We start from the raw sequence: 22,092 nt of genomic DNA on the forward strand, positions 1-22,092 counted from the left end.
ATGGCAACAATCTGGTTTTCGGTAAATTGGGTTGTCTTCATAAGTTTTCGGCTTTAAATTTAATAATTTTTACTGAACGCGCTCCTGCGTCGCTTGTCGAATTCTATTTTTAAATGGCCGAATTTTGGGGAAGCTTACACAATGTCATTAAGTTAAAGAAAACGGACACTGTTTTGTCATTCCGACGCAGGAGGAATCTCATTGTTTGTTTACAATTTGTAATTGTAAGTATTATTCAAAAAACACAAATAAGGCCTTAACTTAATGACATTATTCGTGCGGTAGCGGAGTGAAACCATCTAAAATTAAAATAATCCACGAGCATATCGATCCATTGATATATCAATCCATTGTTATATCGATACATTGGCATATTAATACATTGATATATCGTTACATTATTACATTGTTAAACTGATACATTGATATTTTTCGTAAATTCGCAATTCGTAAGTCGCATGAAGATAATGAACAATACAAGGATAGCAATCATAGGATTAGGATATGTGGGATTGCCACTCGCAAGGTTATTTGCAACAAAATATCCTGTAGTGGGGTATGACATCAAAAAGAAAAGAATCAAAGAAATAGCCAGTGGTCTTGATACCACTCTAGAAGTTGAAAGTGAATTGCTACAACAGGTTTTAGTATCAAATCCAACTGAGGAGAAAGGCTTATATCCTTCATATGAGGAAGAAGATTTAAGACAGTGCAATCATTTCATTGTGACGGTGCCTACGTCTGTGGATAAAAATAACCAGCCGGATTTACAACCCTTACTTTCCGCTAGTAAAAAAATAGCCAAGTACCTTCAAAAAGGAGATTTGGTCATCTACGAATCCACAGTGTATCCGGGAGCCACTGAGGAAGATTGCATTCCTGTGTTGGAAAAAGAATCTGGGTTGGTGTTTAATACTGATTTCTTTGTAGGATATTCTCCAGAAAGAATCAGTCCGGGTGATAAGGTAAAAACCGTTGAAAACATCCTGAAAGTAACTTCGGGTTCCACCCCTGAAATTGCGCAGCAAGTAAATAATTTATACAAATCGGTACTCACTACAGGGACTCATTTGGCATCATCTATCAAAGTGGCAGAAGCAGCGAAAATCATTGAAAATTGTCAGCGCGACATCAATATTGCTTTTGTCAACGAATTGGCGAAAATCTTCAGTTTGATGAACATCAATACGTCTGAAGTATTGGAAGCTGCCGGAACCAAATGGAATTTCCTGCCTTTCAAACCAGGGTTGGTGGGTGGACACTGCATTGGGGTAGACCCGTTTTATTTGGCACAAAAAGCGCAACAATACGGTTATTATCCTGAGATTATTTTATCAGGAAGACGTGTCAACGATAGTATGGGAACGCATGTAGCCTCCGAAGTCATTAAGCTGATGATTGACAAAGAAGTGAAAGTAAAAGGCGCAAAAGTATTGATACTCGGCATCACGTTCAAAGAAAACTGTCCTGACATCCGAAATACCAAAGTCATAGACATGATTCTTTCTTTGAATAGTTTTGGAGCCAAAACGGCGGTATTTGACCCATGGGCATCCAAGAAGGAGGTAAAACAAGAATACGGAATTGAGCTCATCAAAGAGTTGTATAAAAATAAATACGATGCCATTGTGTTGGCAGTTTCTCACAATGAATTCAAAACCATTGACATGGAGAAATTGAAAAAGAAAAAAGCAGTAGTGTATGACATTAAGAATTTTTTGGAGGTGAAGGATAAGAGTCTTTAAAAAAAATTTTTAGTGTTGAATCTTTAGTTTTTAGTTGAAAGTTGAAGAAATAAAAAAAATGAAATTTATTAAATACCTAATAGCCAACAGCTAAAAGCAAACAGCTAGAAACCATGAAAAACTTCGCACTCATAGGCGCAGCAGGATACATCGCCCCAAGGCATTTACAAGCCATCAAAGAAACGCAAAACACCCTCTTAGCGGCACTCGATAAATTTGATAGCGTTGGCATCATGGATAGCTATTTCCCGAATGCTGATTTCTTTACTGAGTTTGAACGCTTTGATCGTCATATAGAAAAACTCAAAAGAAATGGAGTTCTATTGGATTATGTGAGTATTTGTACACCTAATTACCTGCACGATGCCCACATCCGAATGGCATTGCGAAGCGGGGCTCATGCCATCTGCGAAAAACCATTGGTATTGAATCCTTGGAATGTGGATGCGCTGCAAGACATTGAAAACGAAACCGGCAAAAAAATAAATACCATCTTGCAATTGCGGTTGCATCCCAGCATCATAGCCTTGAAAGAGCGCGTGCAAAATCAACCCCAAAACACCAAACACGAAGTCGATTTGACCTATATCACCTCTCGAGGAAAATGGTACGATATTTCATGGAAAGGTGATGAGAGCAAGTCAGGGGGGGTTGCTACCAACATTGGCATTCATTTTTACGACATGCTGTCTTGGATTTTTGGAGCCGCTCAAGAAAACAAGGTGCATCTCAGAGAAAAACACAAAGCGGCTGGCTATTTAGAATTCGAAAATGCACGCGTTCGTTGGTTTTTGTCTATTGATGAAAACGACCTTCCGCAAACCATTCAAGAAAAAAAGCAACGCACCTATCGTTCGATTACGGTAAACAACCAAGAAATTGAATTTAGCAATGGCTTTACTGATTTGCACACCCTCAGTTATCAAGAAATCCTCAAAGGCAATGGTTTTGGGTTATCAGAAGCAAAAAACTCCATTAATATTGTACATGATATCCGAAATAATGGCATTGTAACTCAGGGAGAGAAACATCCGTTTTTGAATGTTTAAAGGTTTAACTGTTTAAGGGGGGAGAGGTTAACTGTTTAGGGTTTAGGGGTTAACTGTTTAGGGTTTAGGAGTTAATTGTTTAAGGGTTTCTGTTGTTTCTGTTGTTTAAGTGGTTAGCTGTTTGTCAAATAACCAATTAAGCAATACCCACCAAAGTCATAGTTTTTGGTTGATGATTTTTTGATCATCGTCTATCGATCATCGATTATCGGTAATCGATGTTTAGGGTTTAATTGATGAAATCAGTGAAACAATGTAACAATTTATCAATAAATCCCTCCCTTGGCCTTTGTCCTAAGCCTTTGCCTTCGTTTCTGTTGTTTAGAGGTTAACTGTTTAGAGGTTAGAACTTAATTCTTTATTCTTGCTACTTTATTCTTGCTTCTCTATTCTAGACATTCAATATTCAAAATTCAAAGTTGAACGGTTTAAGAATGTATGTTGCTTAAGAGTTTCTTTTGTTATAAAGATTCCGATTTATAGCCTTTGCCTTCGCCTTTTGCCTTCGTCAATTTGTTTCTATTGTTAAAGAGTTCTTACTATTACTAAGGTTATAATTTAGAGAAACCCTACATTGCTACATCAAAAAATTGCTACATTACTTCATAAAATCAAAGTCCAAAAAAACTCTTTACTTTTGATTTCTTTTCTTGTTCTACATAGCCATACCCATAGCCATACCCTCTTCCAGATTCTGTATCGTTTAATAATAAAGCCATGTTGGGTAATTTCTTTTCTTTGTATAATGTTTTGGGTACAATCAACATTCTTTTTTCTAAGTAGTTCGCTCTAGTAACATACAAAAATAGGTCAGCATAAGCAGCTATCATTAAGGTATCTGTTACCAAACTTACAGGGGCAGTATCTGCTATGATGTAATCATAGTCTTTTTTGACTTCTTCAAAAAGAGTTTGAACCTTTTCATGAAATAGCAATTCAGCCGGATTCGGTGGTATCAATCCCGAACAAATAAATTTGACATGTTCCATTTGTGGAATGGTATGGGTAATGTCGGCTATAGAAAGCTTGTCATCCAGTATATAATTTGTAATCCCTTTTTTATCTGTCATTCCTAAATATTCTGTAATCTTAGGGGCTCTTAAATCCAAACCAATCAACAGTACTTTTTTATTTGACAATGCCAACGTTGCTGCCAAATTGATGGAAACAAAAGACTTTCCTTCACCACTAATGGTTGAGGTTACAAATATTGTTTTGGCAAGTCCACCCTTATTCGTTTTGGGCAGCATGAAGTTTAAGTTGGTACGTAACAATCTGAAAGCCTCAGCAGTGCTCGTTCTAGAGTCCTTTTTGATGATCATTTTATCAGCACTCTCTGCATGTGGAATGTCACCAAGGTAGGGGATTTGTAAAGCATCTTCCAAGTCTTTGCGATAATGAATTTTAGTATCCAATTCGTGTTTTGCGTATAGAATCAAAAAAGGAGCTAACAAACCTACTAACAAGGCAATGAGATACACATATTTTTTCTTTGGAAAAACCGGAGTATCATCTGCATAGGCCACATCAATGATTTTGGCATTGGGCACTGTAATTGCTAAAGAGATGGCAATCTCTTCTTTCTTTTTTAATAGATAAGAGTATAGCTCCCCATAAATTAATTTTTGACGTTGAATATCAATCATTCCTCTTTCAATTGATGGAATTGCTGCGACCTTATAAAGTGCTTTTTTAGCCGATTGATTGGCTTCCCTCAATTGTATTTCTAGGGATTTTTGTAAGTTGTTAAAATTGGATTGCAAATTTTGTTTCATCAATTTCAGTTGCTTGATTAATGTAACCATATCAGGATTTTTGGCACCTGCATAACGCTCTAGCCGCATTTTTTCTAGAATCAAGTTGTTGTATTCTTTGACCGATGTTGCTGTAATTTCGTCCGAAAAGCCCAAATTGGCAGGTAATACCTCCAACTCTTGGGCAGTTTTATCAATTTCTTGTTGTACCCAACTTAGTAAATTTAGTTGAGTTTGTAAGTTGGCTATTTTTTTGTCACTTTCAGCAATACTTTCAATAGCGATGGCACCCTCAGCAGGATTACCACTGATGCCTAAATTCGATTTGAAGTTTTTAAGGCTGTCTTGAATTACACCCAATTGAAAACCGATATTTTGCAAACGCTCGTCAATAAAATCTTTGGTTTTGTTCGATACGATATTTTTGTCTATCACCGCATCTTGGTTGTATTGTTTGATCAACTCATCCAAAATATTTTCGGCTTTTTCTTTATTGGCATCGGTAACCGACAAGCTCAATATACTTGAATCATCATCCAAAGCAGTAATTTCAATTCGTGATTTGTAAGCACTGACGGTTCTTTTTCGAGACGAAATGACCACCAAAATATCTGGATTAGAGGTGGTTGTTTTGAATTTTTTAGGATTGTGGATGATTTTAAATTTGCCTAACTTCTCTTTTTCCAACACCTCATCAAAGGCTACCTCTTCTATAAAAACTCCTTCATTATCCTTTAAATGCAATTTATGGTCATTGATTTTTGAGAGGATGAACGTGGTGTCGGTATATTGCAATAATGAGTCTTTTTCAGTAAACTCTAAAAAATAGGGACTGTTCGCATAGGCTTCTTCATTTTTAATATCCCCTTCCCAAAAATAGCGGATGTTTAGCGATAAAGAATCTACCATTCGCCCCACAATTTTACGAGATTTAATAATAAAAATCTCGTTGTCGAGGTTGTTCGTAGAGCTGGTACCCACAATTCCCAAATCCGAAACCGCTTTTAATTCTTCAGAAATCCCTGATTTTAGGTTGTCTTTGATCATAATATAAGCACTGGCATTGTACTGCAGTTTGACAAATTTCAGATACACAAAAGCAACCCCAAGAGCGATAAGCACGCCAATTACAAACCAGCGCCAATAGTGAAGATACTTTTCAAAAAGAGCTTTAAAATCGAGGGTATCCTCGTGTTCTCCATTGCTAAAATCGAATTTTTCGTCTGTCGGGGTCATTCGTTCAAATTCAAGTTGTTCATAAATGCAGTATTATTCGGATTTTTGGCACAAAAACAGCGTACAAACCACAAAAAAAATTGGCTTTTTTTAGATGTTGTAGGCAAACCAAGTACATACTTTTCAATGTGTTTGTGCAATTTTCATTTTTAAGTTGTCAAATATATCACTCTTTTGGAAATGATTGAAAAAAAATGATTTTTTATTTGGGATTATTTTGTGTGTTGGAGAGTGTTTTCGATATGCTTGAGCTTCGCTTTGGCATTCGAACTGACAAGGGTGTTTTTTTCGATGTTCGATGTTCGATTTTTGTTTAGGGGTTAGTCTTGGGTTCAAAGTTCTAGATTCAATATTCAAGGTTGGTTTCGAGATACACCTACGCTGCGCTTCGGCACTCGAACTGAGAAGGTCTTTTAGAGTTTAAGGGTTTCTGTTGTTTTTGGGGTTCAAAATTTAATATTTAATATTCAAGGTTGGTTCTCGATACACCTTCGCTATGCTTCGGCACTTGAACTGACAAGGTCTTTTAGGGTTTAAGGGTTTCTGTTGTTTTTGTTTAAACATACAATCACACGAAAGGATTCGTGCGATTAATGACATTAAGTTAGGAAGTTATTTGTATTTTTTGACTAATACATAAAAACGCAGGATGTGAGTAAACAAATGAGATTCCTCCTTCGTCGGAATGACAAACTAGCGTATATTTTTAACCTTATGACATTGTTGGTGCGGTAGCGTAGATTCGTGCGGTGGCGGTGGAGGTAGCGGGGCAAAAAAAAAGGCCCTCAATTGAGGACCTTTTTGCGATAGGGTGCTTTTTGGTTATTGCACACTTATCAATTTTAATGCATTGTATGTTCCATTTTTTAATGGATACAGCGCTGCATTGAATTCTTGTACAAACTCTACTTTTAACAGATGCATTTCAGTGCCCGTCCCTGTAGCAGGTGTTGTGAAACTCAATGTTACGTCTGTTATGGTTTCATTGATTGCTATTGTTTCTACATTGCTTACCACCAAATCACTTTCTTCTGTTGCAAAATCGAGTTTTGCATGGGCAGCTACTACTCTTACATGTGTTGCTCCTTCTGGAGCCGCCAACATTTTGTAGGGATTGAAGCCAGTGATTGTAATTTCATTGGTTGTCGTATTCAATGCATACTTTGCTAATAAAACAGCATCTAAAGGAGCGTTCTTATTGAATTCGAAGTTTGACAATGCTGCTTTACCCTCTGGTGTTACGATGCCAATACTCACTTTACGCTCGCCCCTTATTGAGCCGGTATCAAAGCTTTTTACTTTGAAAAGCACACTCGACATTCGTGTACTTTTAGATCGGTCTTTTACGTCTGCCATTACTTCAATCAGGGAGCGTCTTAGCAACTTTCCGCTTTTTGAAACATCCGCAAATTCCTGGTTGTTTTCTCGAGTTCTTTGAAAAGCAGCGTCTTTTTGGATTCTGCTTTTGTCAACTCCTCTTTTTGCTCTTACTTGGTACACCCCGTCGGCATTCTTGTAAAACGACATCCCATCTAGGGAGCCTTCCATTTTTAATAGCGATGTTAGTTTTGCCATTTTTTTTAAATTTAAAATTAATACTTCATTTTTACCTTTAGGATGGTCTTGTTTCTCCTGTTTTTCTGCAGCAAAGCATTTGTGAATAACAAGATTGCTTCCTAATGATGGGGTAAAATTAGTGAGGGCATTTTCTTGCTATCTGTATTCTTTGGGATGGGTTTGTAAGATTTGGATTGGTTTGGTATTGTTCTCTTTTTATGCTCTTTTTTCCGTTTTTTCCTTATGTATCTATTCTCTAAGTATCGAATTATTAACGGACTACTATCGGCTTTGTATTGGCTTTGGGTTGGGGTTGTATCGGGTAGGGGTTGAGTTTAAAGTACAATGTTAGAATTACAAAGTACAAGGTACAAAGTTGAAAGAGGTTTAGAGGTAATTTGTTTAAGAGTTTAAGGGTTTCTATTATTTAAGGGTTTAAAGTTATACAGATTGCTTCAGTCGTTCCTCATTTCCCGAAACAAGTTCGGGACGGGCAGCAATGACGCTTTCACGAAGTGTCCGGAACGGGTTAAGAGTAACTACAATTGGTTTGCATTCACAACGTCTTTGCGAGGACGATAGGACGAAGCAATCTTTTTATTGCAATATACTGCATTTTGAGAGTGGGGGAGGTTTAATTGGCAGATTGCCGCGCTCGTGCCTCGCTCGCAATGACGGGAGTATAGGGAGGTTGAAAATACAGATTGCTTCACTCCTGCGTCGTTCGCAATGACGTGCTGTGATTGTACGTCGTTTCCCGAAACAAGTTCGGGACGGGCAGCAATGACGAGACAGGCTGCAATGACGGTGGAGTTTTTATAGAATTACTGTTTTTATAATCAAGTTTTTTTTATCTTGTGCCTTGAAAAGAAACTTTTATACTATTGCTATGATATTATCCATTGATTTTTATGATGAGGATCCTTTCCGTAAAGAAGCTATTTTTCGTGTAGCAGGTGCTGCTGCTATGGATAAAGATAATTTGTATGCGCTTTTTTTAAAGAATTTTATTGCTTTTGTGGATCAGTATACCAATTGTACGGATTGTATTGATGAACAGTATGGAATATTGTATGAGTTTGAAATTGATCAACCTTTTCTTTTTAAAAATTATTTGAATGGTTCTTTGAAGACAATGTATGAATTTCCTGATTGCAGCTCTCATGTTTATTCTTATTGTGAGCGTGAAATTGAGGATTTGTATTTTATTGAACATGAAGATTGCCAAAGCTATTTATCATTTCTCACTACAAATACGGATGTTTTTAAACGAATTGATGCTTTGGTAAATAAAGAATATGATCCTTCTGCAGGTACCTCATTTATGACTTATTTGAGTACTTATGGGTTGATTTTGCCTCATTCAAATATTTTACAAGTAGGTATCGAATTGGATCATTATTTTATTGCTGTTTGCAGTGGTTTGTTACATTCCTATATACAGCAATTGGATGAGTCATTGTTTATGGAAAAAACGCATGATTCTTATTTGAAAGATATTTTTTTAGCCATGAATTATGATTTGCTGGATGAAGATGACCAGTCGCAATTGGTGAAGTTAAGCACGCGCTGGCTTACCCAACGTTTTAAAACGTTTGCAGTTACTTATGATATGTTGCATGCTATTGGGGGCTCATCAGGAGTATTTCTTTTTCAACCTTTTATAGATTTATTTTATGAAAGTTTTTCTTTCGGTACTTCTATTTCTGAGGAAAAAAGTTATCCAACCACTATTTTTTCATCCTGGGAAGGCTACCATTTGTTTGATAGCATTGCGCAAGGACTGAGCATTAAAGTTAGTGTGAGTTATGTATATCGCTTGTTGGAAGAGAAAGGACATATCATAGTGAAAGATGTTCCTTTTCGGAATTGGTATAATGCACAAGGTTATCCGTTGCAACTGAGTACTGCTACCGAAACTTTGTTGAATTCAAAAAGTGCTGATAGAGAACAATTTGTAGGTATTGTGGCAAAATTACTTGGAGTAACTCTTTGATTTTCAACTAGTAGAAAAATGGCTGAGTAAATTCAGCTATTTTACGTAAAAACTCATTTTCCTTCTTTTGCCTTTTTTTTTGATGCGTTTTATTTTTGTGGTGAACTTTAAAACGTTTTACCAATGAAAGTATTTACTACCTCTGTTGTCTTTGAAAAAGAGTTGACCCTATTTTTAAATTGTCATCGAAAAACTGGTAAAAAGTATTATCAGCAAATTTTGGCTCATTATAAAAAAGCCCCTTGGGGATTGTTGAGTTTGCAAGAGGTTGCTGCCTATTATCACTTGTCTGTAGATGATTTAACTTCCTTTGAACGCTAGGAACACCTCATGAAAAAACGACCACATCCACTTTCTCAAATCACTCCACACGAAATTGCTAGGTATCGTGAGGTATGTTATGAGACTGCTCGTAAGGAATACAATGCCATATTGCATTATTACGAACGGCCTGTGCGTTTTTTGACTTTTCGAGATTTGATTTTGTATTATGATCCTTTTGAAAAGAATACGGAGTTGTTTTGGGAGCGTTATGAGTATTTAGCAGGAAGGGGAGGTTTTTGAAAGGGTTCAAGATTCAATATTCAAAATTCAAGGTTGGGGTAGGTTTGAGGGTTTCTATTGTTTCTGTTGTTTTTGGTTTCACACTTGCCTGCGGCAGGCAGGGAGTTTCACGGTGTTTTGCACAGCTGCCTGCGGCAGACAGGGAGTATCACAGAAGTTTTGTTTAGGGGGTAGAGGTTAGCGGTTAGGTTCGTTACTACTCACCATCTTTGAGCTTGTCACCCTGAACTTGTTTCAGGGTCTTTTAGAGTTTAAGGGTTTTTGTTGTTTAGGGGTTAGAGGGTTAGAGATGGGTTCAAAGTTTTAGATTCAAGATTCAAGGTTTTATTTATGACTGAACACTGTGACTGAAAACTGTTTAAGGGTTTAACTGTTTCTCAAATAACCAATTAAACGATTACCCAACTAATCAATTCAACCAAAGAGACCATAGCAGCATTTCAATTGTTGATAGTTTTTCTGTTTTGTTACAGAGGACTAACGACCAACGATCAAACATCAATATCTAAAAATTCCCTACAATCCGTAAACCTGTAAATTCTGATGAAAATTGCGGAATGTAGTTCAAAGTAAGTCTTTGGTTTTTGTTTTTCTCCAAAATACCGCGAGCTCTCCAGCTACTGCGCACAATAGAGCGACCAATCAAAGTACCTACGACACCTCCCAAAACCATGTCACTTATCCAATGATTGTGTGCGCCAACATTAGTAAAGAATACAACAGTCATTAAACTATATGGTACCCAATAATTATCATATTCCATTTGCAATACTTTAGCCAACGCAAAATACGTAGTAACATGCATAGATGGGAATGCTGATCCTCTAGGATGAGATAAGATATATTTATCGCGACCATTAAAAAAATCCCAGTTATTATTTGTGAAACCACCATTTGGAAATTCTGGTTGAGGAGAAATGCCAGAGTTCAAGGGTTCGTCGGGTCTATTTCTACCAAATACTGTTTTTAAAGTAACTTGAGTAATTAAGGTAGAATAGGCAATCGCTTTGAAGGCATTTACTCCAACATATTGCCCTTTTTCATTATTAGCAATCAATGAGCCTATGTATACTCCTATTACAGGGTAAGTGAGATATGCATTTACTCCTTTTATCCACTCGTTTTTAGAATCTCTTAAAAAGTGAGGTGTAATATTAGGCAATCTATAATCAATAGTTTTTTCTACATTGTCCTGCCAAAATTTGGTAGTGATTTTATCAGTAGCAATCAAGCCTAAAATACCCGCTGCATAGTAGCCTGTTTTAGCCCAATCATCTGAAAATTCTTTGCCTAAATACACAAAATCACTTGGAATCGTATTGAAACTTGTTTTGACCACATGTCCAAAGGTTTGCAGGTGGTTTCTGTCTTTTGGTTGATTTTGGGAAAAACTAGCGATGGTTACAAATAGCAAGCATAGGTGTAATAATGTTTTCATAAATACAATTTTAGGTTTCTACAACAGCAATAAACTAATTGCAAATATTCATATAAAAATTCATAAATAAAATAATTTGTCCATGAATTTTGTTTATGGATGGTATAAGGGTTTTTAATTTCGATTACCGATTATCGACCATCGACTTTCGATTACCGATTACCGATTACCGATTACCGATCATCGACCATCGATTTTCGATTACCGGACAACGAAAATCGGACAACGAGATTTACTAAAACGTTTTATTAAAAAATTGCTATATTGCCCTCTATAAATTTTGGGTATCCATATTAACCTCATATATTTGCACAAAAGAAAAAAAACATGAAGAAAAAGGCAATCATTGTCTCGGGATATTTCAATCCCATTCACAAAGGGCATCTAGAATACTTTAACAATGCCAAAGCCCTCGCCGATGAACTTTTTGTGATTGTAAACAGCGACCACCAACGCGCCTTGAAAGGCTCCAAAGAATTCCAACAAGAAGACGAACGTTTATTTATCGTACAAAACATCAAAGCAGTTGACAAAGCATTTTTGTCTATTGATCAAGATCGTACCGTATGCGCCAGCATTGCCGACATTCATCAACAATTTGGAACTGAATATGACTTGGGCTTTGCCAATGGTGGCGACCAAAACAACCATTCCATTCCAGAAGCCCCTATTTGTAGTGAGTTGGGGATTCAGTTGATTGATGGGTTGGGGGATAAGATTCAGTCTTCATCTTGGTTGTTGAAGGGGAAGGAATAAAGTTTTAAGTTTCGAGTTTTGAGTTTTTAATGATGAGTTTAAAATAGGAGTTAGCGAATAGGAATTTGCGAAAAACAACAGAAACTATAGAAATTATAGAAACTGTGTAGAGTTCAGAGTTTAAAATTTAAAGTTCAAAGTTTAAGAATATATATAATTTGCGAAACGCTAACAGCCAAAGGCTAACAGCGAATAGCTAACAGCAAAAAGATACTAAAAATGAAAATAGGAATAACATTCAGCTCTTTTGATTTGCTCCATGCAGGGCATGTAAAAATGCTTGAGGAAGCTAAAACTCAATGCGATTATTTGATTTGTGGGTTGCAAACAGATCCAACACTAGATCGTCCTGAAAAAAACAGACCTGTACAATCGGTAGTGGAACGATATATTCAATTGAAAGGCTGCAAGTTTGTGGATGAGATTGTCCCTTATGCCACTGAACAAGATTTGGAAGACATTTTACGCTCTTTTAAAATCGATGTACGAATCATTGGAGACGAATACATGAATAAGCCCTTTACGGGTCGTGAATATTGCGAAAAAGCGGGTATTGCTTTTTTTTTCAACAAAAGAGAACACCGATTTTCTAGTAGTGGACTAAGAAAAGAGGTTCAGGAGAAGGAGAATTTGAAGATGAAAAATAGATAGTATATAACTTATTATTAGAATACCTAAAAAACGTTTTAATAAATAATTATAATTGACATTTTTCTCTTTAGTCTTTTTTAAAATAAAATTTACAATCTACTAGTTTTAAATTTTAACTAAATATTCTAAATTGTTAGGAAAGAAAACAACAAATAAGAAATAATTATGAAAATACTCGTAACAGGTGCTGCCGGGTTTATTGGTTTTCATTTATGTGAAAAATTAATAACACAGGGTCATTTTGTAATAGGCATTGATAATATCAATGACTATTACGATGTAAATTTAAAATTTGCTCGATTGAAAGAGTTGGGCATTGATAGAACACAAGCAGAAGTGTTTTTAAATTTATCTTATAGTGAAAGATATTTTGATTCATTTAAATTTGTAAGAATGAATTTAGAAGACCGTTTCAATTTGCCTATTCTCTTTAAAGAGAATGAATTCGATTTGGTTTGTCATTTAGGGGCTCAAGCAGGAGTACGTTATAGTATTGAGAATCCTGAAACTTACATTGATAGCAATATTGTTGGTTTTTTAAATGTTTTAGAATGTTGTAGACATCATAAAATTAAGCATTTGATTTATGCGAGTAGCTCAAGCGTTTATGGAGAGAACAAAAAAATTCCTTTTTCTACAACAGATAGTGTTGATCATCCAATAAGTTTATATGCTGCTACTAAAAAGAGTAATGAATTAATGGCTTATACATACAGTCACCTTTTTGGAATACCAACAACAGGTTTAAGATTTTTCACTGTATATGGACCTTGGGGAAGACCTGATATGGCACCAATTTTATTTGCAAATTCCATTTCTAAAAACGAACCAATTAAAGTATTTAACAATGGAGATATGAGTAGGGATTTTACATATATAGATGATATTGTAAATGGTATTCAAATCATTGTAAATTTTCCAAAAAATATTATACCCAAAAATGAATTATATAAAATCTTTAATATAGGTAATGGAAGCCCAGAATCACTAGGAAATTTTATAAAAGAAATTGAAAATAGTTTTGGAGTAGATGCAAAAAAAATCTTTTTACCGATGCAAGCAGGAGATGTACCCCGAACTTGGGCAGATATAAAGGAAATTGAAAAATTAGGCTATAAAAGTACTACTAAAATCAATGAAGGAGTTAGTAAATTTGTTGATTGGTATAAAAAATATTACAATTGCTAATGGATTTATCAACAAAAATATACATCGCAGGCCACAAAGGCATGGTAGGCTCCGCAGTTTGGAGAGCACTGACTAAGCAAGGATACACCAATTTGATAGGGAAAACTAGTAAGGAGTTGGATTTGCGCAATCAACAAGCCGTTACCGATTTTTACGCTATTGAACGACCGGACGTAGTCATTGATGCGGCTGCCAAAGTAGGAGGTATCTTGGCAAACAACGATTATCCCTACCAATTTTTAATGGAAAACATGCAAATACAAAATAACTTGATTGATGGGGCCTACCAAGCTGGAATCAACAAGTTTATTTTTTTAGGGAGCTCTTGCATCTACCCCAAGTTTGCACCACAACCTTTAAAAGAGGAATATTTGTTAACAGATTCGTTAGAGCCTACCAACGAATGGTATGCCATTGCTAAAATCACGGGCGTCAAAGCCTGTCAGGCCATTCGCAAACAGTTTGGCAAAGACTATGTCAGTTTGATGCCCACCAATTTGTATGGTTTTTTCGATAATTTCGATTTACAAACCTCACACGTGTTGCCAGCAATGATTCGCAAGTTTCACGAAGCCAAATTGAATGGCAACACCCCCGTTACCTTATGGGGAAGTGGCACACCTATGCGCGAGTTTCTATTTGTAGATGACATGGCAGAAGCGGTAGTGTATGCCTTAGAAAATATTTTACCTGAGCATTTGTACAACGTAGGTTCAGGAACTGATGTGACAATTAAGGAATTGGCAGAAACCATTCAGAAAGCGGTAGGACACCAGGGCGAAATCCTATGGGACGCTACCAAACCGGATGGTACGCCGCGTAAATTGATGGACGTCTCCAAAATGAAAGAAGTAGGGTGGCAATTTAGTACCGAATTAAACGAAGGTATTGCAAAAACCTATGAGTGGTTTTTAGAAAACATAGAGAGTTTTAAACAAGTAAAAATTTAAAAATTATTTAATTGTTAGGTATTTAATTGTTATAATAATTTACCAAAAAAATATATGAATAGTTGAATCTTAAAAAATGATAAAAATAAAAAATATTTGTTGTATTGGAGCGGGATATGTAGGAGGACCTACAATGACGGTTATCGCCGACAAATGCCCTCATATCAATGTCACAGTAGTTGACTTGAACAAAGAACGTATAGCGGCTTGGAATGATGAAAATTTGGACAACTTACCGGTGTATGAACCAGGATTAGACCAAGTAGTGGCAAGAGCACGAGGTAGAAACTTATTTTTTTCTACCAATGTGGATGAAGCCATTGCCAACGCCGATATGATTTTTATTTCTGTAAATACCCCTACCAAAACCTATGGGAAAGGAAAAGGGTTGGCTGCCGATTTAAAATATGTGGAATTGTGTGCACGCCAAATAGCAGCTGTGGCAACCACGGATAAAATCATAGTTGAAAAATCGACCTTACCTGTTCGTACAGCAGAAACCATTCTTACTATTGTTGAGAATACAGGCAATGGTGTAAATTACCAAATTTTATCCAATCCAGAGTTTTTGGCAGAAGGAACTGCGATTGAAGATTTGTTTCATCCTGACAGAGTGTTGATTGGTGGTGACACCAGTACGCCAGCCGGTAAGGAAGCCATTCAAGCATTGGTAGATATCTATGCTGCATGGATTCCGAGAGAGCGTATTTTAACTACCAATGTATGGTCATCGGAGTTGTCAAAATTAACAGCCAATGCCTTTCTAGCACAAAGAGTTTCTTCTATCAATTCCATTTCGGAATTGTGTGAGGTCACAGGGGCAGATGTAGGAGAATTGGCAAGAGCCATTGGTACTGACAGCAGAATTGGGCCAAAGTTTTTAAAAGCTTCTGTAGGTTTTGGAGGGTCCTGTTTTCAAAAAGACATTTTAAATTTGGTCTATATTGCAAAGTCTTATGGATTAGACAAAGTAGCCGATTATTGGGAGCAGGTGATTATAATGAATGATCACCAAAAGCAACGTTTTTCAGACAATATCGTAAAAACACTTTTCAATACCGTATCCGGAAAAAAAATAGTTTTTTTTGGATGGGCATTTAAGAAAGATACTAATGATACTAGAGAGTCAGCAGCCATTTATGTTGCTGATCACTTATTAGATGAGCATGCAAACATTGTGGTTTTTGATCCCAAAGTATCTGAAGAGAATATGCATAATGATCTGGCTTATCTAAACTCTCGCGATGCAGATGCTAATAAAACATTATTAAAAAAATCGAATGACCCTTATCAGGCTGTTAAAGATGCTCATGCAATTGCCATTTTAACCGATTGGGATGAATTTAAAACTTATGATTGGGAAAAGATTTATGGATTAATGAAAAAGCCTGCCTTTATTTTTGATGGTAGAAAAATACTTGATAAGGCAGCTATGAAATCGATTGGTTTTGAAATATTTAGTTTAGGAACAAGTGTACAATAAAAATACTTATATAAAACATTAATATGTAGCTATTGATTAGATGCTATATTAAACATAAAGAAATTAAAATTAAAAAAACAATAATAACGAAAAACGACTACTAAATAATTTACAACGAATATGGGAAACAAACAAAAAGTCGCACTAATTACCGGAATCACTGGCCAAGACGGTTCTTATTTAGCAGAATTATTATTACAAAAAGGATACATCGTACATGGTATCAAGAGAAGATCCTCATTATTCAATACCGACCGTATAGATCATTTATACCAAGACCCACACGACCCCAACCAACGATTGAAATTGCATTATGGGGATTTGACCGATTCGATGAATTTGACAAGAATCATTCAAGAAATTCAACCAGATGAAATATACAACTTAGGTGCGATGAGTCATGTAAAGGTATCTTTTGACATGCCGGAATATGTGGGTAATGTAGACGGATTGGGAACCTTGCGTATTTTGGAAGCAGTGCGTTTGTTGGGATTGACCGAAAAAACACGTATTTACCAAGCCTCTACATCAGAATTGTACGGAGGATTGGAAGAAAATAAAAATGAGCGTGGTTTTTATGACGAAAGTACGCCTTTTTACCCACGTTCTCCTTATGGAGTAGCCAAGATTTATGGATTTTGGATTACCAAAAACTACCGTGAAGCCTACAATATGTTTGCTTGCAACGGAATTTTATTCAATCACGAATCTCCAAGAAGAGGTGAAACTTTTGTAACACGTAAAATCACTCGTGCTGTAGCCAAAATTGCGATGGGCTTGCAAGACAAAGTATTCCTAGGAAACTTAGAAGCCAAACGTGATTGGGGACATGCCAAAGACTATGTGCGTATGATGTGGATGATTCTCCAAGCAGACAAACCTCAAGATTGGGTTATTGCGACGGGAGTAACTACCACAGTTCGTGATTTTGTTCGTATGGCATTCTCAGAAGTAGGAATTGAAGTGGAATTCAAAGGGGAAGGTGTTGATGAAAAAGCTTATGTAACTGCTTGTAATCACAAAGACTACCAAATTGAAATTGGTAAAGAAGTTTTATCCGTTGACCCTAAATATTTCCGTCCAACGGAAGTAGATTTGTTGATTGGTGACCCCACGAAAGCGAAATGCGAATTGGGTTGGGTGCCTGAGCATGATTTGGTTTCTTTGGTACACGATATGATGGAAGGAGACATTGCTTTAATGAAAAAAGATGTAGATTTGCTAAAAGCTGGACATGAAATTTTGAAACAGGCAGAATAAAAATGTTATATTTAAATAAAATAAATGAATTTTATGTTTTATTTAAAACTTTAATAAATTAAAAATTATCACTGTAAAGCAAATGCAAAAGAACATAGTTCTAAATAGTAATAAGCAAATAGTAAATAATACTATAATGCTGTATATAAGACAAATATTAGTTTTATTAGTAAGTCTATATACAGTTCGTATTACACTAGATGTTTTAGGGGTTGAAGACTTTGGTCTTTATAATGTGGTAGGTGGAATTGTACTTTTGTTATCTTTTTTAAGTGGTACTATGGCTTCGGCAACACAACGTTTTTTTTCTTTTGCTCTTGGAGAAAATGATTTTGAAAAATTAAAAAGAACTTTTAGTGTAAATCTTATATTTTACTTAGTTTTGGGTTTAATTTCGCTTGTTTTATTAGAAACTTTAGGAATCTGGTATATCAAAAACAAGTTAATTATTCCTTTTGAAAGATATGATGCTGTAATATATCTTTACCATTTTTCAACTATATCTTTTATAGCAACTTTACTTACAGCTCCTTTTACCGCAATTATTATTGCCCATGAAGATATGCGTATTTATGCTTATGTTGCAATTGTTGAGGTTCTTTTAAAATTAGGTGTTGTTTTTTTACTTATTTATGTTGTGGCAGACAAGCTTCCACTGTATGGATTTTTAATTTTTTTAGTAACATTTTTAAATTTACTGATTTACATAATAATTTGTTTGAAAAAGTATAATGAATGTCAATTTAAAAGATATTATTGGGACAAAAAACTTTTCAAACAAATACTAAATTATACTGGATGGACTCTCTTTGGACAGTTGTCTACAGTTTTTAGAACACATGCTGTAACAATACTTTTAAATCAAAGTTTTAGTCCTATAGCAGTAGCTTCCCGAGCAATTGCTACTAATATTAGTGGTCGAATAAATATGTTTGCCTCTAGTTTTAATTTAGGATTATATCCTTCTATTATAAAAAGTTATTCCTCTGGTAATAAAGATAGAATGTTTGAGTTGATTTTTAATGGATCAAAACTTACCTTTTCATTAATGTGGATATTTGCACTGCCATTACTTATTGAAATGGAAACTATTTTGGGTTTGTGGTTAAAGGAAGTTCCTGAATTTGCAATTCTATTTACGCGCCTTGCATTAATTGAATCTTTAATAGTATCAATAAGTCTTCCACTTACAACTGCTGCTAGAGCACCAGGAAACATGAAACAATATGAGTTAATACTTGGTTGTATGCAAATTTTAATTTTTTTTACATCTTGGATATTTGTAAGTATAGGTTATCCAGCTTATTCTGTATTTATAATAGCAATTATATTTAATTTTATGATGTTTATTGTACGTTTATATATTGTTTCAAATTTGATTGGTATAAATGTAAACCATTATTTAAAACAAGTATTATTTCCTGTAATAATGATAATTTTTATATCTGCTGTTTTATCATTTTGTGTTGATTTTATAATAAAAGAATCAATAATTTTGTCAATATTAAACAGTTTCATTTCTTTTTTGATAACGTCTATTTGTATTTATTTTATTGGTTTGAATAGATCACTCAGGTTGAAAGTTAATAATCAAATAAGAATTAAAGTATTCAAACTTATTAAATCAAATAATTAAATATACTTATGATATGAAAGTATTGGTTTTAGGAGGTACTGGAGCAATGGGAATTCATTTAGTAAAACTTTTAGGGGACTCTGGTAATATAGTTACTGTAACTTCAAGAAGTAAAATAAATTCTACTAAAAATGTAAATTATGTTTGTGGTAATGCACATGATGATGTTTTTTTAGCCAAACTTCTAAAGGAATCTTGGGATGTAATCGTTGATTTTATGGTATATTCCACCTCAAAATTTGAACTTAGGATTAATACTTTATTAAAAAGAACTAAACAGTATGTTTATTTAAGTTCAGCAAGAGTATATTCAAATAATGATTCTATTATCAAAGAAAATACCCCACGTCTTTTAGATGTTTCAAATGATAATGATTTTTTAGCAACTGACGAATATTCTTTGAGTAAGGCTAAACAAGAAAATATTTTAAAAGATACTGGAAAATTGAATTGGACTATTATTAGACCCTACATTACTTATGATGAGAAAAGATTACAACTTGGGTTTTTAGAAAAAGAAGCATGGTTATATCGTGCACTTAAAGGACGCACTATTGTATTTTCAAGTAGTATTGCTGAATCAATAACAACATTAACTTATGGCTTTGATGTTGCTAGAGGAATTTTCGCAGTACTTAATAAGGATAATGCATTTGGTAATACATTTCATATTACTGTTGACGATTCTAATAAATGGGAAAATATATTACAGTTATATATATCAGTTATAGAAAGGCATATTGGTTACAGACCAAAATATATTTTATTAAATGATGATGAGACTTTAAAAATGCATTCAAATGTTTATCAGATTAAATATGATAGGATGTTTAATAGAGTATTTGATAACACTAAAATTAATAGGTTTATAGATACAAAAGATTTTAAAAAAACTTTAGATGGATTAGAGATTTGTTTACAATCTTTTCTTATCAACCCAAAATTTAATAATGTATACTGGCCAGCTGAGGCAATGAAAGATAAGATTTGTAGGGAACACACATCATTTATAGAAATCAAAAACATTAAAAGTATTTTACAATACATATATTATAGATATTTAAAAAAATAAAATTTTATCATGAGAACATATTATACAGATGAAAAGAATGTACAAGTTATTATTTCTTTATTAAAACAAAACAATATAAAAAGGGTAGTTGCTTCACCGGGAAGTACAAATATAACATTTGTTGCAAGTATCCAAGACGATCCCTTCTTTGAGGTTTATTCTTCAGTTGATGAGCGTTCAGCTGCTTATATGGCTTGTGGCATAGCAGCAGAAACTGATGAGCCAGTAGTTTTAAGCTGCACTGGAGCAACTGCATCGCGAAATTACTTTCCAGGACTAACCGAAGCTTTTTATAGGAAACTACCAATTTTATCTATTACTTCTCATCAAGGTGCATCAAAAATTGGGCATAATATTGCTCAAATATTGGATGTAAGTGTTATGCCGAAAGATACTGCAAAGTTAGTAATTGATTTACCAGTTATTAAAGATGAGGATGATCTATGGGATTGTGAGATAAAAGTTAATAAAGCAATTCTTGAGCTTAAGAGACACGGAGGAGGACCAGTCCATATTAATTTGACTACTAAATATTCTTTAAATTATAATGTAAAAGAACTTCCTAACTATAGAAAAATTGACAGGGTTACATCAAAAGATATTTTTCCAGATTTACCTGTCGGGTATGTTGCAATTTTTATAAGTTCTCACAAAAAATTTAGCATTGATGAAACTCTATCAATTGAAACATTCTGTGAAAAGAATAATGCGGTTGTTTTTTGTGATCATACAAGTGGTTATTTTGGTAAATACAGTATTAATTTTTCATTGGAAGCAATTCAAGGAAGTGGCAGGGAAGATAAGCCTCAACTATTTCCTGAACTTTTAATACAGATTGGAGAAATTACAGGGGATTATTATACTTTAAACATAAAAAGTAAGAATGTTTGGAGGGTTAATGAAGATGGAGAAATTAAAGATCAATATAGAAAACTTACCCATGTATTTGAAATGCCAGAAAAGGTATTTTTTGATTATTATTCTAAAATTGGTAAAAAAACTGAAAGTTCTTACTATGAGGAATGTTTAAAGCTTTTAAAAAAGACAAGAGAATTGATTAACGAACTTCCCTTTTCTAACATTTGGATAGCGTCTAATTTAGCTAATAAAATACCTAATAATTCTGTTATACATTTCGCTATTTTAAATAGTTTACGGTCTTGGAATTTTTTTGATTTACCGAATTCCGTTCGTTCATATTCAAATGTTGGAGGATTTGGGATAGATGGATGTGTATCTTCACTTATTGGTGCATCATTAGTTAATAAAAGTAAACTATACTTCTGTATTACCGGAGATCTTGCATTTTTTTATGATATGAATGTATTAGGAAATCGTCATGTTGGAAACAACTTAAGGATATTAGTAGTTAACAATGGGAAAGGAACAGAGTTTAGACATAATAGTAATTTTGCTACTTTAGCAGGATTGGCAGAGACTGCAGATAATTTTATCGCAGCAGGTTACCATTTTGGAAATAAGTCAAGTCTATTATTAAAAAATTATTCAGAAAACTTAGGATTTGAATACCTTACAGCTTCAAACAAAGAGGAATTCATGAATGTTTATAATCGATTTGTATTTGCAGACATAACTTCAAAATCTATGTTATTTGAAGTATTTACAAACAGTGAAGAGGAATCAGATGCTTTACAAATGATAAGAACTATTTATCAAAGTAAAACTGCAAAAATGGTCAAAGATGTAATTGGAAAAAACACAATAAATATATTAAAAAAGAAATTGGGTAAGTAACA

17 protein-coding genes are annotated in these 22,092 nt (G+C 34.5%); 14 read left to right on the forward strand and 3 right to left on the reverse strand.

The genetic code is table 11. The features are described from left to right. The first annotated feature begins 467 nt into the window (after positions 1–467). Together IU405_RS05515 and IU405_RS05520 are read left to right on the forward strand one after the other, a co-directional pair. A complete protein-coding gene (locus tag IU405_RS05515; RefSeq protein ID WP_317193351.1) occupies positions 468–1,745 on the forward strand; it encodes a nucleotide sugar dehydrogenase in 1,278 nt (425 codons plus the stop codon). A 113-nt stretch (positions 1,746–1,858) separates the two neighbouring features. Then, the gene (locus IU405_RS05520) at positions 1,859–2,794 is read left to right on the forward strand and encodes a Gfo/Idh/MocA family oxidoreductase (protein WP_197437616.1); all 936 of its coding nucleotides are present in this window, start codon (positions 1,859–1,861) and stop codon (positions 2,792–2,794) included. 611 nt (positions 2,795–3,405) lie between these two features. Here IU405_RS05520 and IU405_RS05525 read toward each other — a convergent pair. Together IU405_RS05525 and IU405_RS05530 are read right to left on the reverse strand one after the other, a co-directional pair. Next, entirely contained in the window at positions 3,406–5,784 is a 2,379-nt protein-coding gene (locus tag IU405_RS05525; protein ID WP_197437617.1) for a GumC family protein, read from the reverse strand. Positions 5,785–6,606: 822 nt separating this feature from the next. Further along, entirely contained in the window at positions 6,607–7,359 is a 753-nt protein-coding gene (locus IU405_RS05530) for a hypothetical protein (RefSeq protein ID WP_197437618.1), read from the reverse strand. 871 nt (positions 7,360–8,230) lie between these two features. Between IU405_RS05530 and IU405_RS05535 the strand changes: the two genes are divergently transcribed. The 3 genes from IU405_RS05535 to IU405_RS05545 all read left to right on the forward strand — a co-directional run bounded on the left by IU405_RS05535 (position 8,231) and on the right by IU405_RS05545 (position 9,901). Beyond that, a complete protein-coding gene (locus IU405_RS05535; RefSeq protein WP_197437619.1) occupies positions 8,231–9,337 on the forward strand; it encodes a hypothetical protein in 1,107 nt (368 codons plus the stop codon). A gap of 123 nt (positions 9,338–9,460) precedes the next feature. Beyond that, positions 9,461–9,658, forward strand: a complete 198-nt coding sequence (locus tag IU405_RS05540) for a hypothetical protein (RefSeq protein ID WP_197437620.1) — start codon at positions 9,461–9,463, stop codon at positions 9,656–9,658. 9 nt (positions 9,659–9,667) lie between these two features. After that, positions 9,668–9,901: a hypothetical protein gene (locus tag IU405_RS05545; protein ID WP_197437621.1), complete on the forward strand. Its 234-nt coding sequence runs from the start codon at positions 9,668–9,670 to the stop codon at positions 9,899–9,901. Positions 9,902–10,406: 505 nt separating this feature from the next. On the opposite strand, the gene IU405_RS05550 is transcribed toward IU405_RS05545, so the two are convergent. Continuing rightward, positions 10,407–11,339 (reverse strand): phosphatase PAP2 family protein, encoded by a 933-nt coding sequence (locus IU405_RS05550; protein WP_197437622.1) that lies wholly within the window; start codon positions 11,337–11,339, stop codon positions 10,407–10,409. Between the two features lie 327 nt (positions 11,340–11,666). Here IU405_RS05550 and IU405_RS05555 point away from each other — a divergent pair, with 327 nt between their 5' ends. The 9 genes from IU405_RS05555 to IU405_RS05595 all read left to right on the forward strand — a co-directional run bounded on the left by IU405_RS05555 (position 11,667) and on the right by IU405_RS05595 (position 22,090). Next, the gene (locus IU405_RS05555; RefSeq protein WP_197437623.1) at positions 11,667–12,095 is read left to right on the forward strand and encodes an adenylyltransferase/cytidyltransferase family protein; all 429 of its coding nucleotides are present in this window, start codon (positions 11,667–11,669) and stop codon (positions 12,093–12,095) included. A 219-nt stretch (positions 12,096–12,314) separates the two neighbouring features. Then, entirely contained in the window at positions 12,315–12,746 is a 432-nt protein-coding gene (locus IU405_RS05560; RefSeq protein ID WP_197437624.1) for an adenylyltransferase/cytidyltransferase family protein, read from the forward strand. Between the two features lie 165 nt (positions 12,747–12,911). Then, positions 12,912–13,934 carry an NAD-dependent epimerase gene (locus tag IU405_RS05565; RefSeq protein ID WP_197437625.1) on the forward strand — a complete coding sequence of 341 codons (1,023 nt, stop codon included), beginning with the start codon at positions 12,912–12,914 and terminating at the stop codon, positions 13,932–13,934. Then, entirely contained in the window at positions 13,934–14,884 is a 951-nt protein-coding gene (locus IU405_RS05570; protein ID WP_197437626.1) for a GDP-L-fucose synthase family protein, read from the forward strand. Before IU405_RS05565 ends, IU405_RS05570 begins: the two co-directional genes overlap by 1 nt. Positions 14,885–14,960: 76 nt before the next feature. Continuing rightward, positions 14,961–16,367, forward strand: a complete 1,407-nt coding sequence (locus IU405_RS05575; RefSeq protein WP_197437627.1) for a nucleotide sugar dehydrogenase — start codon at positions 14,961–14,963, stop codon at positions 16,365–16,367. A 120-nt stretch (positions 16,368–16,487) separates the two neighbouring features. Beyond that, entirely contained in the window at positions 16,488–17,627 is a 1,140-nt protein-coding gene (gmd, locus tag IU405_RS05580) for a GDP-mannose 4,6-dehydratase (RefSeq protein ID WP_197437628.1), read from the forward strand. 82 nt (positions 17,628–17,709) lie between these two features. After that, positions 17,710–19,263 (forward strand): MATE family efflux transporter, encoded by a 1,554-nt coding sequence (locus tag IU405_RS05585; RefSeq protein WP_197437629.1) that lies wholly within the window; start codon positions 17,710–17,712, stop codon positions 19,261–19,263. Positions 19,264–19,276: 13 nt separating this feature from the next. Continuing rightward, the gene (locus IU405_RS05590; protein WP_197437630.1) at positions 19,277–20,335 is read left to right on the forward strand and encodes an NAD-dependent epimerase/dehydratase family protein; all 1,059 of its coding nucleotides are present in this window, start codon (positions 19,277–19,279) and stop codon (positions 20,333–20,335) included. Positions 20,336–20,344: 9 nt separating this feature from the next. Further along, positions 20,345–22,090 carry a thiamine pyrophosphate-binding protein gene (locus tag IU405_RS05595; RefSeq protein WP_197437631.1) on the forward strand — a complete coding sequence of 582 codons (1,746 nt, stop codon included), beginning with the start codon at positions 20,345–20,347 and terminating at the stop codon, positions 22,088–22,090. The last annotated feature ends 2 nt before the right edge of the window (positions 22,091–22,092 follow it).

The sequence above is a fragment of the Polaribacter sp. BAL334 genome (assembly GCF_015767435.1).
GTDB lineage: Bacteria > Bacteroidota > Bacteroidia > Flavobacteriales > Flavobacteriaceae > Polaribacter.

Excerpts from the sequence above, each read along its gene's own strand:
- IU405_RS05525 (WP_197437617.1), bottom strand. The coding sequence starts at position 5,784 with ATGACCCCGACAGACGAAAAATTCGATTTTAGCAATGGAGAACACGAG.
- IU405_RS05565 (WP_197437625.1), top strand. The coding sequence starts at position 12,912 with ATGAAAATACTCGTAACAGGTGCTGCCGGGTTTATTGGTTTTCATTTA.
- IU405_RS05545 (WP_197437621.1), top strand. The coding sequence starts at position 9,668 with ATGAAAAAACGACCACATCCACTTTCTCAAATCACTCCACACGAAATT.
- IU405_RS05540 (WP_197437620.1), top strand. The coding sequence starts at position 9,461 with ATGAAAGTATTTACTACCTCTGTTGTCTTTGAAAAAGAGTTGACCCTA.
- IU405_RS05595 (WP_197437631.1), top strand. The coding sequence starts at position 20,345 with ATGAGAACATATTATACAGATGAAAAGAATGTACAAGTTATTATTTCT.
- IU405_RS05590 (WP_197437630.1), top strand. The coding sequence starts at position 19,277 with ATGAAAGTATTGGTTTTAGGAGGTACTGGAGCAATGGGAATTCATTTA.
- IU405_RS05570 (WP_197437626.1), top strand. The coding sequence starts at position 13,934 with ATGGATTTATCAACAAAAATATACATCGCAGGCCACAAAGGCATGGTA.
- IU405_RS05555 (WP_197437623.1), top strand. The coding sequence starts at position 11,667 with ATGAAGAAAAAGGCAATCATTGTCTCGGGATATTTCAATCCCATTCAC.
- IU405_RS05520 (WP_197437616.1), top strand. The coding sequence starts at position 1,859 with ATGAAAAACTTCGCACTCATAGGCGCAGCAGGATACATCGCCCCAAGG.
- IU405_RS05515 (WP_317193351.1), top strand. The coding sequence starts at position 468 with ATGAACAATACAAGGATAGCAATCATAGGATTAGGATATGTGGGATTG.
- IU405_RS05550 (WP_197437622.1), bottom strand. The coding sequence starts at position 11,339 with ATGAAAACATTATTACACCTATGCTTGCTATTTGTAACCATCGCTAGT.
- IU405_RS05530 (WP_197437618.1), bottom strand. The coding sequence starts at position 7,359 with ATGGCAAAACTAACATCGCTATTAAAAATGGAAGGCTCCCTAGATGGG.
- IU405_RS05560 (WP_197437624.1), top strand. The coding sequence starts at position 12,315 with ATGAAAATAGGAATAACATTCAGCTCTTTTGATTTGCTCCATGCAGGG.
- IU405_RS05575 (WP_197437627.1), top strand. The coding sequence starts at position 14,961 with ATGATAAAAATAAAAAATATTTGTTGTATTGGAGCGGGATATGTAGGA.
- gmd (WP_197437628.1), top strand. The coding sequence starts at position 16,488 with ATGGGAAACAAACAAAAAGTCGCACTAATTACCGGAATCACTGGCCAA.
- IU405_RS05535 (WP_197437619.1), top strand. The coding sequence starts at position 8,231 with ATGATATTATCCATTGATTTTTATGATGAGGATCCTTTCCGTAAAGAA.
- IU405_RS05585 (WP_197437629.1), top strand. The coding sequence starts at position 17,710 with ATGCAAAAGAACATAGTTCTAAATAGTAATAAGCAAATAGTAAATAAT.